This is a genomic window from Pseudomonas sp. NPDC007930 (assembly GCF_042958985.1).
Lineage (GTDB): Bacteria > Pseudomonadota > Gammaproteobacteria > Pseudomonadales > Pseudomonadaceae > Aquipseudomonas.
In genome coordinates this window covers 445,658-460,785 of the sequence record NZ_JBIBKC010000001.1, presented here as the reverse complement: position 1 = coordinate 460,785, position 15,128 = coordinate 445,658, and the positions used below count along the sequence as shown (strand labels likewise).

11 protein-coding genes are annotated in these 15,128 nt (G+C 66.2%); 1 reads left to right on the top strand and 10 read right to left on the bottom strand.

What is annotated here, in order from left to right; genetic code table 11:
* Positions 1-192 precede the first annotated feature (192 nt).
* The 10 genes from ACFZCE_RS02135 to ACFZCE_RS02090 form a co-directional block, all read right to left on the bottom strand.
* Entirely contained in the window at positions 193-1,605 is a 1,413-nt protein-coding gene (locus ACFZCE_RS02135; RefSeq protein WP_390935621.1) for an MFS transporter, read from the bottom strand.
* Between the two features lie 42 nt (positions 1,606-1,647).
* Positions 1,648-3,273 (bottom strand): phosphoethanolamine--lipid A transferase, encoded by a 1,626-nt coding sequence (locus ACFZCE_RS02130; RefSeq protein ID WP_390935619.1) that lies wholly within the window; start codon positions 3,271-3,273, stop codon positions 1,648-1,650.
* A gap of 102 nt (positions 3,274-3,375) precedes the next feature.
* A complete protein-coding gene (locus ACFZCE_RS02125; protein WP_390935617.1) occupies positions 3,376-4,269 on the bottom strand; it encodes an alpha/beta hydrolase-fold protein in 894 nt (297 codons plus the stop codon).
* Positions 4,269-6,527, bottom strand: coding sequence for a FepA family TonB-dependent siderophore receptor (locus ACFZCE_RS02120; RefSeq protein WP_390935615.1), 2,259 nt, complete (start codon positions 6,525-6,527; stop codon positions 4,269-4,271). The genes ACFZCE_RS02125 and ACFZCE_RS02120 overlap by 1 nt, the downstream gene beginning before the upstream one ends.
* 126 nt (positions 6,528-6,653) lie before the next feature.
* Positions 6,654-8,000, bottom strand: a complete 1,347-nt coding sequence (locus ACFZCE_RS02115) for a histidine kinase sensor domain-containing protein (RefSeq protein WP_390935613.1) — start codon at positions 7,998-8,000, stop codon at positions 6,654-6,656.
* Complete coding sequence (locus tag ACFZCE_RS02110; protein WP_390935611.1) at positions 7,997-8,695, bottom strand: response regulator; 699 nt, start codon at positions 8,693-8,695, stop codon at positions 7,997-7,999. Before ACFZCE_RS02110 ends, ACFZCE_RS02115 begins: the two co-directional genes overlap by 4 nt.
* Positions 8,696-8,764: 69 nt before the next feature.
* Positions 8,765-9,460, bottom strand: a complete 696-nt coding sequence (locus ACFZCE_RS02105; RefSeq protein ID WP_390935609.1) for a dual specificity protein phosphatase family protein — start codon at positions 9,458-9,460, stop codon at positions 8,765-8,767.
* An 87-nt stretch (positions 9,461-9,547) separates the two neighbouring features.
* Positions 9,548-10,630, bottom strand: a complete 1,083-nt coding sequence (trmA, locus tag ACFZCE_RS02100; protein ID WP_390935607.1) for a tRNA (uridine(54)-C5)-methyltransferase TrmA — start codon at positions 10,628-10,630, stop codon at positions 9,548-9,550.
* Positions 10,627-11,922, bottom strand: a complete 1,296-nt coding sequence (locus ACFZCE_RS02095; protein WP_390935605.1) for a solute carrier family 23 protein — start codon at positions 11,920-11,922, stop codon at positions 10,627-10,629. The genes trmA and ACFZCE_RS02095 overlap by 4 nt, the downstream gene beginning before the upstream one ends.
* 354 nt (positions 11,923-12,276) lie before the next feature.
* The gene (locus ACFZCE_RS02090) at positions 12,277-13,500 is read right to left on the bottom strand and encodes an MFS transporter (RefSeq protein ID WP_390935603.1); all 1,224 of its coding nucleotides are present in this window, start codon (positions 13,498-13,500) and stop codon (positions 12,277-12,279) included.
* Positions 13,501-13,716: 216 nt separating this feature from the next.
* Here ACFZCE_RS02090 and ACFZCE_RS02085 point away from each other — a divergent pair, with 216 nt between their 5' ends.
* Entirely contained in the window at positions 13,717-15,126 is a 1,410-nt protein-coding gene (locus tag ACFZCE_RS02085) for a cytochrome ubiquinol oxidase subunit I (RefSeq protein WP_390935602.1), read from the top strand.
* The last annotated feature ends 2 nt before the right edge of the window (positions 15,127-15,128 follow it).

Below are 15,128 nucleotides of genomic sequence, written 5' to 3'. Positions count from 1 at the left end.
GGCCCGGGCACCTGCCTAAAATGTACCAGCCGGTTACATAGGTCAAACGGTTTTGTGTGAAAGGCGCTGAGCGTACCTCACTTCAGGGCCTATCGCCCGGCACAGCCGGCCTCCCACGGGTTCTGTGTTGCCCCGTAAATCAATTACTTACACAAATCCGGTGGGAGGCCGGCTGTGCCGGGCGAAGGGCCCTCAAGGCCGCTTGACCGCATGCCCAGACACCTGCGCCCCGGCATCGCTCGGCAAGCGCAGCAGGTCGAGCATCGACGCCAGGGTCATTACCGCGATCAGCACGAAGGCCAGGTGGTAGCCGGCCAGGGCGTGTTCGTCTACGCCCAAGGCTGCCTGGGCGCCGCGCAGGAAGATCACCGCCAGCGCCACGCCGAGGCCGAAGGCCAGCTGTTGGGTCATGCTGAACAGGGTATTGGCCGAGCTCATCAGCGGCGCTGGCATGTCGGCGAAGGCCAGGCTGCTGTAGGCGGTAAAGCCCATCGAGCGGGCCATGCCCGACACCACCAGCACCGGCGCCATCAGCCACCAGGGGGTGGCGGGCGTCATCGCCGCGCAGGCGAAGGTCATGGCCGTGAGTACCAGGCTGCTGCCGATCAGCGTGCGGCGGAAGCCCTGGGTGCGCAGCACCCAGTTGGTCATGGGTTTCATGCCGATGTTGCCGGCGAACAGGCAGAGTACCAGCAGCCCCGAGTTGACCGGGCTCCAGCCAAAGCCCAGTTGGAACATCAACGGCAGCACGAACGGGTGGGCGCTGACCATTGCGCGGAACAGCGAGCCGCCGTTGAACACCACCTGGTAGGTTTTGACCTTGATCGCTTCCAGCCGCAGCAGCGGGGTGGGGTGGCGCAGCAGGTGCCAGGTCATCCAGCCGCCCAGCAGCGCGCTGGCCACCAGCAGCGCATAGGGCTGCCAGCGCCCCGGCGCCTGGCCGAGTTCGTCGAGGGCGTGCAGCAGGCCGGCGCAGGTGGCGGCGCACAGCACAAAGCCCAGCCAGTCGAACGGCCGCGCCTGGCCGCTGCCCAGCCCGGCCGGCATCAGCTTCAGCGTGAGCGCCATGGCCGCCAGCCCCAGCGGCACATTGAGCAGGAAAATCCAGTGCCACGACGCCATGCTGGTGATCAGCCCGCCCAGCGGCGGCCCGAGCACCGGTGCCACCAGCCCCGGCCAGGTGATGAAGGCGATGGCGGTGAGCAGGTCTTTTTTCTCGGTGTTCTGCAGCACCGCCAGGCGCCCCACCGGCACCATCATTGCCCCGCCGATGCCTTGCAACACCCGCGCGGCGACGAACTGCGGCAGTGACTGGGCCACGCCGCAGAGCATCGAGGCCACGGTGAAGGTCAGCAACGCGGCCATGAACACTCGGCGGTGGCCAAAGCGCTCGGCGATCCAGCCGCTGGCGGGGATGAACACCGCCAGCGTCAGCACATAGGCGGTAATGCCCACGTTGAGGTCGACGGCAGCCACGCCAAAGCTGGCGGCCATGTCTGGCAGGGCCGTGACGATGACCGTGGCGTCGAGGTTTTCCATGAAGAAGGCAGCAGCGACCAACAGCGCCATCAGGCGCGAGCGTTGCGGGGAAAGCGTGGCGGGCATGGGCAGTCCTTGCGGGTACAACCAAGGGGGAACCCGCCTAGCTTAGCCTCCCTGGCGGCAGCCGTTGAAAATATCCAGCCCCTGCTGGTAAAGATCGGTGCGAACAGCGAACCAACCCAGCAGCGAGTGGAACACGTTGTCGTGGCTCAGCCCAGCCTGGCTTTGTTCGCCCTGCAGGCAGGTACGGTTGACCCCGGCATCGCTCAGGCTGCCCTGGCCGAACCACAGCACCATCGGCACATGGGTTTGCGCTTCGGGGGCGATGGAGTAGGGCGCGGCATGCAGGTACACGCCGTTTTCGCCCAGCGACTCGCCGTGATCGGACACGTACCACATCGCCGTGTCGAAGCGCTGTTGCTTCTGCTTGAGCAGCGCCACCACCTGGGCCAGGAAGTGGTCAGTGTAGTGAAGGGTGTTGTCGTACACGTTCACCAGCGCCTGCTGGCTGCAACTGCCCAGTTGGTTGGTGTGGCAAACCGGGGTGAAGGCTGCTTGGTCCGGCGGGTAGCGGTCGTAGTATTCCGGGCCGTGGCTGCCGTCGGAGTGCAGCACGATGATGCTGTCGTCATCGAGGGTGTCGATGTAGTTGCCCAGGCCCACCAGCAGCGATTCATCGAGGCAGCGCTTGCCGTCGCAGAACGGGCTGGGCTGGGTTTTCGGGATGTCCTGGTTGGGCACGCGCAGGCACACGCCCTTGCAGTCGCTGTTGTTCTCCAGCCACAGCACTTTCATGCCGGTACGTTGCAGCACATCGAGCACGTTCTGGTAGGTTTTGCCCTTTTTGTCGCTGTAGTCGTGGCGGCCGAACATCGAGAACATGCACGGCACCGACACCGCCGTAGAGGTGCCGCACGAGTGCACCTGGGTGAAGTTCAGTACATCCAGTTGGCTGAGTTCGGGGTTGGTCGGGCGGTCGTAGCCATTGAGCGCGAAGTGGTCGGCGCGGGCGGTTTCGCCGACCACGAAGATCATCAGCTTTTTGCGTTCGCCATGGGCCACGCGCTGGGCGTCCTGGCCGATCGGCTGCACCACCGTGTCGCGCTTGATCGCGAGTTTTTCCGAGGCGGTCTTGGCGCTGGCGTAGAGGTAGTTGGTGGGGTTGATGAAGTGGGTGAGTTTATCTTCCTGGCGGAAGATCGGCGCGTAAGTGGAGTAAAAGCTGCCCACCGCGGCCAGCAACAGCACCAGCGCGGTGAAGGCCAGCGCCAGCTTGGTCAGCAGCCCGTGCAAAAAGCGCCGGTAACGCACTGGCCAGACCCACGCCAGCACGGCCGGCAACACGCCGAGCACTAGCACATAGGCGAGCATTTTTCCGCTGAGCAGGGCGCTGACTTCACCGGGGTCGGTTTCCATCACGTTCTGCATCATCACCCGGTCGATGGCCACGCCGTAATCGTTCATGAAGTACGCCGCCAGCGCGGCGGTGATCGCCACCAGGCTGATCGCCGGGCGCAGCAGCGGGCGGAACGAGAACGGCAGCAGGATCAAACAGAACGCCGCCCACAGCAGCACCGCGAACGAGGCTTCGAATAGCACGCGCTTGGCGCCGGCCAGTTCGACCAACGAGGCCAGCGCCCCCCAGGCGGCAACGTTGTAGAACGCTACCAGCAGGGCGGCGAACAGCATGACCATACGGTTGGGGCTAAGCGGGGGAAGGCGCTGGAGCATTAACGGTGGGACCTTCTATTACATAGGGCGGGGCCGCAGGCGACGGCCCGCACGCTAATGACCCAATGGTCAAAAATATGTAAAAAAAGGATAGCCCGTTTGTCACCATTGGCCGGGTGTGTTCAGCCACTGCAAGGTTTGCCGCAAGGAGGCCGGCAGCATGGGCCCGTGGTTCAACCCCGGGAAGCTTTGGTAGCGCACCGCCAACCCGGGCACGCTGGCCAGTTGCTTGGCCAGGCTGTCGGCGGCTTCCACCGGCGGCGGCAGGTTCGGCCGCGGCCGTGCCGGCTCCGCCTCGCCCTTCATCAGCCACAGTTGGCGCGGGCCACCGAGCCGCTCGGCCAGGCCCTGGCTTTGCGTGTTGACCAGCCCGGGCGCCCACCACAGCGACGGGCTGGCCGCGGCGTACACCGCGAACGCTTGCGGGTGGTTGAGCAATACGTACAGCGTGAACAGCCCGCCGTAGGAGTGCCCCCACAAGGCCTGGCGCTGTGGGTCGGCCGGGGCGATGGCGGCCACCGCCGGGGCCACCTGCTGTTGCAGCAGCGCCAAAAACGCCTCGGCGCCGCCGCTGCGCTCGCCGGTCATGGGGTCTTGCTGGGCCCCGCTGGGGCGCGCCGGGGTGTAGTCGAAGGTGCGCGCGGCGCGGTCGATGCGCTGCCCGCCGGCGTACCCCAGCGCCACCAGCAGCGGCGCCTGGCCGTGGTCAAGGCTGTTGAGCAGCTCTGGGCTGAGGCCGTCGAAGGCGGCATTGCCGTCGAGCATGTACAGCACCGGGTAGCCGGCTTTTGGCGGCGCCTGCTCCGGCACGCCAACCCACACCTGGTAATGGCGCTGGGCATCGGCCGAGTCGAGGGTAAAGCTTTCAAAGCGGTAGGCAAGGTCGTGGCGCTGCAGCAGCGCGGTGTCCATCGCCTGGCCGGCTGGCGGCGCGGCCAGGCAGGCACCGGCGAGCGCGAGCCCGGCGGCGGCCATCAGGGTGTGCAGGGCGCCCATCAGAACGACGCGCTCACGCTGGTGAAGAAGGTCCGGCCCGACTCGTTGTAGGTGGCCGCGCCCGCGCCTTCGATGCCATTCACACCCTGGGCGTTGCCTTCACGCCAATGGCGCTTGTCGAACAGGTTGTCGATGCCGGCCGTGAGGCTGAGGTTTTTGGTCAACTGGTAGGTGCCGCTGGTGCCGACCAGCGCATAGGGCGCGACTTCCTGGTTGGCGGTGCCGGTCACGCGGTTGCCGTGGTAGTCGTATTTCTTCGGCTTCTGCTTGCCGTAGTAAGCCACCGTGAGCTGCAGCGAGAGCTTGTCGGTGGTTTGCCAGTCGAGCATGGAGTTGACGGTGTATTTGGGCGTGACCGACAACACGTCGCCGGTTTCCTTGTTTTTCGACTGCAGCATGTAGGTGAGGTTGTTGCTCCACTTCAGGTTGTGCGCCAGGTCCATGCTGAAGTTGCCTTCCAGCCCCTCGACCAGTGCCTTGGGTACGTTTTCCCATTTGAACACCGAGGCGTTGGCGGTGGTGCCGCTGCCACCGCTGGCGGTGCCGACCGGCTCCATGCCGGACTCGATCTTGTTCTTGTAGTCGTTGCGGAAGTAGGTCAGGCCGGCGACCACATCGTCATGCTTGTACTCGATGCCCAGCTCTTTGTTGACCGAGGTTTCGGCCTGGAGGTCGGCGTTACCCTGCAGGTAGCAGGAGGTGGTTTGCCCGTAGCAGCCCTGGCCATTGGAATACAGCAGGTAGTTGGGGTTGAGCTGGTACAGGTTCGGCGCTTTGTAGGCGCGGGCGATGCCGGCTTTCAGGGTGAGGGTGCTGGTCAGTACCTGCGACAGGTTAAGCCCCGGGCTCCAGTTGTCGCCGACGATGTCATGGTGGTCGAAGCGCAGCGCGGGGGTGAGCATGGTGCCCTCGCGCAGTTCGATGTTGTCTTCGGCGAACAGCGAGGCAATGTGCGCCTCGGTGGAGTCACTGCGGCCGCTGGCGGCGATGCCGCCGACCGTGCCGCCGGCGGTGGTGGCCTGGGTCACGGCGAGCGGGTCGGTGACCTTCTGCTCCACCCACTCGGTGCCCAGGGTCATGGTCTGGTCCAGGCCGCCCCAGCGCAGCGGCACGTTCACTTCGCCGTGGGCGGTCAGGCTGCGCAGCTCGGTGGTGTAGAAGTCGGTGTTGCTGAAAATCCCTTCGGTGCCGCCAGCCAGGCCTTCGTTGAGGCGGCGGTTGCGGGTTTTTTCGTATTGCAGGTAGGCCAGCGAGTTGCCCCAGTCCCACTCGCCGCGGTGGGTCAGCGCCCAGGTGTTGCGATAAAGGATGTTGGTTTCGTGGCCCAGCATGCTCTTCACGTAGGTGTTGGAGTTGGTGTTCTGGGTGTCGCCGGTGTAGATGTTGCCCTGGCGGCTGAAGCCGGCTTCGAGCTCAAGGGTTTGCTCGGGGCTGAGCTTCCAGCTCAGCAGGCCGTTCACGTCTTTGTTGCGCACCCCTTCCCGGCCGGCGGGCAAGGTGCCGGCCTGGGTGCCGGTGCGGGCCGACTCATGGCCGCTGTTGATGTCCCAATCGTCGGAATCGGTTTTGGCGACGTTGCCGTACAGGCGGTAGGTGAGGTTCTCGGCCAGCGCGCCGGAGAGGCCGAAGTCCATGCGCTTGGTCGCGCCTTCGTCCTTGTGCTGGGGGAACGCGGTGTACACGGTGGCCGAGCCATGGGTTTCCTGGGTGGGTTTTTTGGTGATGATGTTCACCACCCCACCGGCCGCGCCGTTGCCATAGCGCGCCGCGGCCGGGCCGCGGATCACCTCGATGCGCTCGATCATGTCGGCCGGCACCCAGTTGGTGTCACCGCGGCTGTCGCGCTCGCCGCGCCAGCCGTAACGCACCGAGCTGCGGCTGGTGACCGGCTTGCCGTCGATCAGGATCAGGGTGTTTTCCGGGCCCATGCCGCGGATGTCGATCTGCCGGTTGTTGCCGCGCTGGCCGCTGGTGGAGTTACCGGTCAGGTTCACCCCGGGCATGGTGCGGATCAGTTCGGAGAGGTCGTTCACCGGCGGGCGCTTCTTAATGTCTTCGGCGGTGATGATCGACACGCCCGGGGCTTGCTTGGTCTCTTGCTCGGCGGTGGCGACGATGTTCGAGCTGTCCAGCTCGACCACCGGCGCGGCGGCCGGTTTGGCGGCGGTGTCGTCGGCGGCGTGGGCACTGCCCATGGCCAGGGCGGCGCTGGACACCAGCAGTGAGAGCAGAGCAGGGGCGGGCAAGCGGGGCAGCATGTTCATCTCCAGAACGGCGGGCCTGCGATAGCGCATGGCCATGGCGATCACGGATGATAATGAATGCTAATTGAGAGTAAAGCGCATTAACTTTCTTAACCGTTCTTGCCGGCCCTTTGCCCGGGCTCAGGCAGCAACGCCCGCCCGCAAGCGCATGTGCATGCACAGCCCCCGCTCCGCAACGCTGGCCCACAGTTCTCCGCCCTGCAGGGTGATGGCCTTGCGCGCGATGCTCAGGCCCAGGCCAAAACCTTGCCCTGGGGTGCCGCTCAGGCGCAGGTAGGGCTCGAAGATCCGCTCCAGGTCTGCCTCGGGTACGCCGGGGCCCTGATCGGTCACGCGCAGGTGCCAGTACTCGCCCTCGCGCTCACCGGCCAGGGTGACCTTGCCCGCCGCGGGCGAATGGCGCATGGCATTGCGCAGAAGGTTTTCCAGGGCCTGGGCGAAGCTGTCAAGGTGCACCTGCACCACGCAGTGTTCATCGAGCAGGCAGGGCAGGCGTTCGCCGCTCCAGCCCTGTTCGAAGCAGGCGTCGCTGACCAGCGCCTCCCACACCGACGCCACCACCACCGGCTCGGCCAGCAATTGCGGGCGCTCGGTATCGAGCCAGGCGAGGTTGAGCGAGTCGTCGACCAGCCGCTGCATGTTGTCGACCTCCACCCCCAGGCGGTCGCGCAGCGCCTGCTCGCCGATCGGGCTGTCGCCGGCGATGCGCAGGCGCGCCAGTGGGGTGCGAATCTCATGGCTAAGGGTGCGCAGCAACTGGCGTTGCTGGGCCAGGCCCTGGCGCACGCGGGTCGTCATGTGGTCGAAGGCCCGGGCCAGTTCACCCAACTCGTCGCGGCGCATGGCCAGGCCGCCGTCGCCGAGGCCGTCGAGGTGGTCGGCGCGCAGGGCATTGGCGCGTTCGCGCAGTTCCGCCAGCGGCGCCACCAATAGGCGATAGAGCAAGATGCCCAGCAGCAGCGCGAGCAGCGCCGGCACCACCGCGTGGGTGAGGGCGTAGGTGTTGAGGGTGACCCCGCTGGGCAGCAGGCGCTCGGGCAGTTGCATCACCAGGCGGCCGTCTTCGGGGTGGCGTGGGAAGTCGATGCTCACGAACGGCAGTTCATCCTGCAGGCGTTTGCTCATGGGCCAGTCGAGCTTGCGCATGAAGGTCAGGTGGGCCATTTCCTCGTCGCGCAACGGGGTGGCGGTGAGGCTTTGCAGGCGCGGGCCGAGCACCACCGCCCAGGTGTGCTCGCGGGCCTGCACTTCGCGCCGCCAGCGCTCCAGCCCCGGCGCGCCCTGGTGGTCCCAGACGTCTTCGGCTTCGGCGGCGTAGTCGGCCAGGTATTGGCGGTCGGGGCGCGATAAAAAGTAGGTGCTGCGTTCTACCTCCAGCCCCCAGCTCCACAGCAGCCAGGCCAGCAACAGGCAGCACGCCACTTGCAGCAATGCGAGTTTCCACAGCAGGGAATGGCGCCATTTCACGGGGTGGGCCTCAGGCTTAACAGGTAACCCTGGCTGCGGATGGCCTGCAGCTGGATGTCGCCGCGGCCCAGGTGGGTGAGTTTGCGCCGCAGGTTGCACACGTGCACGTCCAGGCCACGGTCGAGCCGAGTATAGGGCCGGTGCAGCACATGCTGATACAGAAACGGTTTGCTCAGGGCACTGTCGAGGTGGTCGCGCAGCACACACAGCAGGCGGTATTCGGAGCTGGTGAGGTCGGCGGCGCGGCCTTGGTAGCTTACGTCCTGGGCCTGCTCGTCGAACACCAGGCCCAGCGCCGGCGGCGCCGGGCGCGCGCGGTCCAGGGCCACGCGGCGCAGCAGGGCGTCCATCCGCGCGTCCAGTTCGGCAAGGCTGAAGGGCTTGGGCAGGTAGTCGTCGGCGCCCTGGGTGAAGCCAGTGATGCGGTCTTGCTCGGCGCCCAGGGCGGACATCAAAATCACCGGCACCGCCCGCGCGGCGCGCAATTGGCGCAACACGTCGAGGCCGCCGAGGCCTGGCAGAAGGATGTCGAGCAACACCAGGTCGTGGCCGCCGGCCAGCGCCAGGGCCAGGCCCTGGGCACCGTCACTGCAGTGGCGCAAGGCAAAGCCGCGGCGCAGCAAATGGTCGCCGAGGGCCGTGCACAGTTGGGGGTCGTCTTCGACCAGCAGCACGCGGGGGGACGGATGAGGCATGGCTATTTGAGAGGGGTTCACAATCGCAGCAGTATCTCATTGGCGCCCCCCTCAGAGCAATTACCGCCACTACAGCATGCCGAGGTGGCTTTTCACGCTGCACATCGACCAGTTATGCGCGCACGGCGCGCCGCTGGCCAGGGCCTGGCTGATGGCGGCGGTATCAGCGTGGCGCACGTAGGCCATGGCCTCGGTCATGTCGTCTTCGCTGCCAAAGCCGTTTTGCAGCATTTCATCGAGCGCCTGCTGGCGGCTCCAGCCCTGCAGCACGATGCGGTACAGGGCGGCGACGATGCCGGTGCGGTTGTTGCCGTGCTTGCAGTGCATCAGCACCGGGCCCTGGGCCTCGGCTGCGCGCACGCTGCGCAGCGCTTGGAGGATCTCGTCGTCGGTGACGCGGTCCGCGTGCATCGGCTGGCTGAGCAACTGCAGGTGGGGGTTCTTCGCCCAGTCGTGGTCGTCGTCTTTGATGAAGCTAATCACCGTGCGCACGCCCAGGCCGTCGACCGTGCTGGCATTTTGTGCGGCGGGTAGGGCGCTGCGGTACAGCGTGGGGCTCATCTGGAACAGGTTGAACGAGGCGTCGACCGGTTTGGCCCATTGCAGGTGGGCCGGCGCCGGCACCGCGGCGCTGGCCACTGGGGCGGCGGCATGCGGGTGGTGGCGCAGGGTGGCCAGCCCGGCGCCGGCCAACGCGGCCAACAGCAACACCGCGGCGATGGCCAGGGGTAGGCGACGACGGTGGGCGATGGCGATGCCCTGCATGGGTGTGGCTCCTGGCCGCTTCGGAAAGTGGCCGGGAGCATGGGGCGCCGCAGGTTGTGGATTAGTGAGGCGTTTGTGAAAAAAACGTTAGCGGCGGACCAGCATCACGCCGGCTTCCATGTGGTGCGTGTAGGGAAATTGGTCAAACAATGCACAGCGCTCGATGCGGTGGGTGTCGTGCAGTTGGCTGATGTTCGCCGCCAGGGTTTCCGGGTTGCACGAGATGTACAGAATGCGCTCGAAGCGCCGCGCCAGCTCGCAGGTGTCTGGGTCCATCCCGGCGCGCGGCGGGTCGACGAAGATCGTGCCGAAGGCGTAGCTGTCCAAGTCGATGCCTTCAAGGCGGCGGAACGGCCGCACCTTGTTCAGCGCCTGGGTCAGTTCCTCGGCCGAGAGGCGCACCAGGGTGACGTTCTCGACCCCGTTGTGGGCCAGGTTATGCAGGGCGGCGTTCACGCTGGTCTTGCTGATCTCGGTGGCCAGTACCTGGCGCACACGGGTGGCCAGCGGCAGGGTGAAGTTGCCATTGCCGCAGTACAGCTCGAGCAGGTCGTCGTCGCGCTCGCCCAGGGCTTCGAAGGCCCAATTGAGCATTTTGCCGCACACCTGGCCGTTGGGCTGGGTGAAGGCGCCTTCGGGCTGGCGGTAGGTGAATGGGCGGCCGGCCACCTCGAGGGTTTCGACCGCGTAGTCGCGGCCCACCACCAGGCGCTTGCCTTTGGAGCGGCCGATCACGCTCACCCCCAGCTCGGCCGCCAGTTGCTGCGCGGCCTGTTCCCAGGCGGCGTCGAGCGGGCGGTGGTAGCACAGGGTCACCAGGCCATCGCCGGCCAGGGTGGTGAGGAACTCCACCTGGAACAGCTTATGGCCCAGGGCCGCATCGGCCTGCCAGGCGGCCTTCAGGCGCGGCATCAGCGCGTTGACCTGCTCGCTGGCGATCGGGAACTGCTCGATCAGGATCGGCACGCGTTTCTCGCCCGGGGCGAACATCGCGTAATGCTGTTGGCCGGCCTCGCGCCACAGGCGGAACTCGGCGCGCAGGCGGTAGTGCTCGCGCGGCGAGTCGAACACCTGCGGGGCAGGCGCAGCGAACGGCGCCAGCAGCTCGGCCAGGCGCGCGGTTTTTTCGTCGAGTTGGCGGCGGTAGTCCGCCGGGTTTACAGCACTCATGCGTTGAACCACCCCAGCTTGACCACGAACAACAACGAGAGGATCACCAGCGCCGGGTTGAGGTCGCGGGTGCGGCCGCTGGCGAGTTTCATCGCGGTCCAGGCGATGAAGCCAAAGGCGATGCCGTTGGCGATCGAATAGGTGAACGGCATCGCCAGGGCGGTGACCACCACCGGTGCGGCCTCGGTGATGTCGTCCCAGTTGATTTCAGCCAGGCCCGAGGTCATCAGCACGGCCACGAACAGCAGCGCCGGGGCGGTGGCGAAGGCGGGCACGCTGCCGGCCAGCGGGGCGAAGAACAGCGCCAGCAAGAACAACACGGCGACCACGATGGCGGTCAGCCCGGTGCGCCCGCCGGCGCTCACGCCGGCGGCCGATTCGATGTAGCTGGTGGTGGTCGAGGTGCCGAGCAGCGAGCCGGCCATGGCGGCGGTGGAGTCGGCGATCAGCGCACGGCCCATTTTCGGCATGTGGCCGTCTTTGCTCATCAGCCCGGCGCGCTTGGCCACGCCGATGAGGGTGCCGGAGTTGTCGAACAGGTCAACGAAGAGGAAGGCGAAGATCACGCTGACCAGGCCGATGTTCAGCGCCCCGGCGATGTCCAACTGCAGGAAGGTCGGCGCCAGCGACGGCGGCATCGACACCAGGCCGCCAAAGGCGCTGACGCCGAGCAGGATCGACACCACGGTGACCGCGAGGATGCCGATCAGCACCGCGCCGCGCACCTTCAGCGCCTCGAGGCCGACGATCAGCACAAAGCCGAGCACGGCGAGAAGGGCGCCGGGTTGCTTGAGGTCGCCGAGGCCGACCAGGGTGGCCGGGTTATCCACCACGATGCCGGCATTTTGCAGGGCGATCAGTGCCAGGAACAAGCCAATGCCGGCGGCGATGGCGCTGCGCAGGGGCAGTGGGATGCTGTTGACGATCCACTCGCGGATCTTGAACACCGACAATAAAAAGAAGCACACGGCGGAGAGGAACACCGCGCCCAGGGCGGTTTGCCAACTGTGGCCCATGTGCAGGACCACGGTGTAGGTGAAGAAGGCGTTGAGGCCCATGCCGGGGGCGAGGGCGATCGGGTAGTTGGCGATCAGGCCCATTACCGCGGAGCCGATGGCGGCGGCCAGGCAGGTGGCGACGAACACCGCGCCCTTGTCCATGCCGGTGGCGCCGAGGATGCTCGGGTTGACGAAGAGGATGTAGGCCATGGCGAGGAAGGTGGTCACCCCCGCGAGGATTTCGGTGCGCACGTTGGTGTTGTGCGCCTTGAGGTGGAACAGCCTTTCCAGCATGCCTGGCTCTCCGGCAATCAAAAGAGGAATCGCGCCCGGCAAGCTAAGCACAGCCTAGGGGCCGGGGCGAAAAAGCCGCGCATGATACCAGTTGGGGGTAGGGGCAGCTATTGCCGGGGGGCGTGTAGGGCCAATTGCCCGGCACAGCCGGAGTGCTGTTCACTTAAGCGATTTCAGGGCTTCATGGTGGGGATCAATCTGTGAGCTCTGCTGAATTTGTGCATGAGCTTCAGGGCCTATCGCCCGGCACAGCCGGCCTCCCACGGGGTCTGTGTTGAGCCCAAAATCAATGGCTTACACAAAACTGGTGGGAGGCCGTGGTCCGGCACTCCGGCTGTGCCGGGCGATGGGCCTTCAAACCTGGCGATGCATGTGGTCACGCTTGGCCAGGGTGGGGAACAGCTTCATCCAGGTGCCGCACACCACCAGGGTGCCAAGGCCGCCCAGCACCACCGCCGGCACCGTGCCGAACCAGTGCGCGGTGGCGCCGGACTCGAACTCGCCGAGCTGGTTCGAGGCACCGATGAACAGCCCGTTCACCGCGCTGACCCGGCCGCGCATTTCATCCGGGGTTTCCAACTGCACGAAGGCGCCGCGGATCACCATGCTGATCATGTCGGCCGCGCCCAGTACCGCCAGCACCGCCAGCGAGAACCAGAACGAGGTGGACAGGCCAAAGGCGATGGTTGCCACGCCGAACACCGCCACGCCGGCGAACATGGTGCGGCCGACCTTTCGCTCGATCGGGAAGCGCGCCAGCCAGAACGACATCAACAGCGCGCCCACCGCCGGCGCCGAGCGCAGCATGCCCAGGCCCCAAGGGCCAGTGAGCAGGATGTCGCGGGCGAACACCGGCAGCAGCGCGGTGGCGCCGCCCAGCAGCACGGCGAACAAGTCCAGCGAGATGGCGCCGAGGATGTCTGGCCGGCTGCGGATGAAGTGAATCCCCGCCAGCAGCGATTGCAGGGTGGCCTTGCCCACCTGGTTGGCCGGCTGGCGCGCCGGCAGGGTGCTGACCAGGCTCAGCGCCAGCACGTACAGCAGCACCGACGGGCCATACACCCAGGTGCTGCCGAAGGCATAGAGAAAGCCGCCGGCGGCCGGGGCGACGATGGTCGCGGTCTGCATTGCCGAGGCCGAGGCCGCCACCGCCCGCGGAAACAGCCCCGGCGGCACGATGTTCGGCAGCAACGCCTGGGTGGTGGGCATCTCGAAGGCCCGGGCAGCGCCCAGGCAGAAGGCCATGAGGAAGATCAGGTTGCGCGACACGCTGTCGCTCAGGCTGCAGATCACCAGCGTCAGCGCCACCAGGCCTTGCAGTGCCTGGCAAATGGCGGCCACCCGGCGGCGGTCGTAGCGGTCGGCCACGTGGCCGGTGTGCAGCATGAACAGCACCCGCGGGGCAAACTCCACCAGCCCGACCAGGCCGAGGTCCAGCACGCTGTTGGTGAGTTGGTAGAGGTGCCAGCCGATGGCCACGGTGAGCATCTGGAAGGCACTGGCGGTGCAAACGCGGGCCAGCCAGAACGCCATGAAAGGCCGGTGGTGACGCAACAACGTGGGGGTCGAAGAAGCCATGAACGCCGGGCGACTCTCAGCTTGGAAAAGGAGGAGCCGCAGCGTATCACCAGTCTGTATCAAAATGTTGCTTGGCTAACGAATTTTAAGGAATGTAAACCCGGTGAGACAACGTGCCGCGCGTCGATCCACCACATAACTTGCGCAGCCCGATGGGTCTACCCTTTTGCACACGCATTGACCTGGATCAATGCCCCTGCCTGAGAGGAACCTGCCATGTTCGGCCTAGAGGCACTAGATCTCGCCCGAATGCAATTTGCCTTCACCGTGTCGTTTCACATTCTGTTTCCCGCCATCACCATCGGCCTGGCCAGTTTCCTGGCGGTGCTCGAAGGGCTGTGGCTGAAGACCAAGAACGACGTGTACCGCGACCTGTATCATTTCTGGTCGAAAATCTTCGCCGTGAACTTCGGCATGGGCGTGGTCTCTGGCCTGGTCATGGCCTACGAGTTCGGCACCAACTGGGGTGGCTTCTCGGACTTCGCCGGGGCTATCACCGGCCCGCTGCTCACCTACGAAGTCCTCACCGCGTTCTTCCTCGAAGCGGGCTTCCTGGGCGTGATGCTGTTCGGCTGGAACCGCGTCGGCCGTGGGTTGCACTACTTCTCGACGGTGATGGTGGCGATCGGCACGCTGATCTCGACCTTCTGGATCCTGTCGTCCAACAGCTGGATGCAAACCCCTCAGGGTTACGAAATCGTCGATGGCCGGGTGATCCCGGCGGACTGGCTGGCGGTGATCTTCAACCCGTCGTTCCCCTACCGCCTGGCGCACATGGCGATCGCCGCGTTCGTCGCCACCGCGTTCTTCGTCGGCGCCTCGGCGGCCTGGCACCTGCTGCGCGGGCGCGACAACCCGGCGGTGCGCAAGATGTTCTCGATGGCCATGTGGATGGCGCTGATCGTCGCGCCGATCCAGGCCGTGGTCGGCGATGCCCATGGCTTGAACACCCTGGAGCACCAGCCGGCGAAGATCGCCGCGATCGAAGGCCACTGGGAGAACGTGCCCGGTGAACCGACGCCGCTGATCCTGTTCGGCTGGCCAGACATGAAAGCCGAGAAAACCCGCTTCGCCCTTGAGGTGCCGTACCTGGGCAGCCTGATCCTGACCCACAGCCTCGACCGGCAGATCCCGGCGCTGAAATCCTTCCCGCCGGAAGACCGCCCCAACTCCACCATCGTGTTCTGGTCGTTCCGCATCATGGCCGGCCTGGGCATGCTGATGATCGGCGTGGGCCTGCTCAGCGCCTGGCTGCGCTGGCGCGGCAAGCTGTACAGCTGCAAACCGTTCCTGTACCTGACGATGTACATGGGCCCGGCCGGGCTGATCGCCCTGCTGGCGGGCTGGTTCACCACCGAGATCGGCCGCCAGCCGTGGGTGGTGTACGGCCTGATGCGCACCGCCAATGCGTCGTCGAACCACGACGCGGTGTCGATGAGCGTGACCCTGGCGTTGTTCGTAGTGGTGTACTTCTCGCTGTTCGGCGTGGGCTTCAGCTACATGATGCGCCTGGTGCGCAAGGGCCCGCAGCCCCACGTGGAGCACAGCGAACCCCATGGCGGCCCCGGCCAGCCACGTACCCCGGCGCGCCCGCTGTCGGCCAGCCATGAAACCCCGGAGGCTTGAGC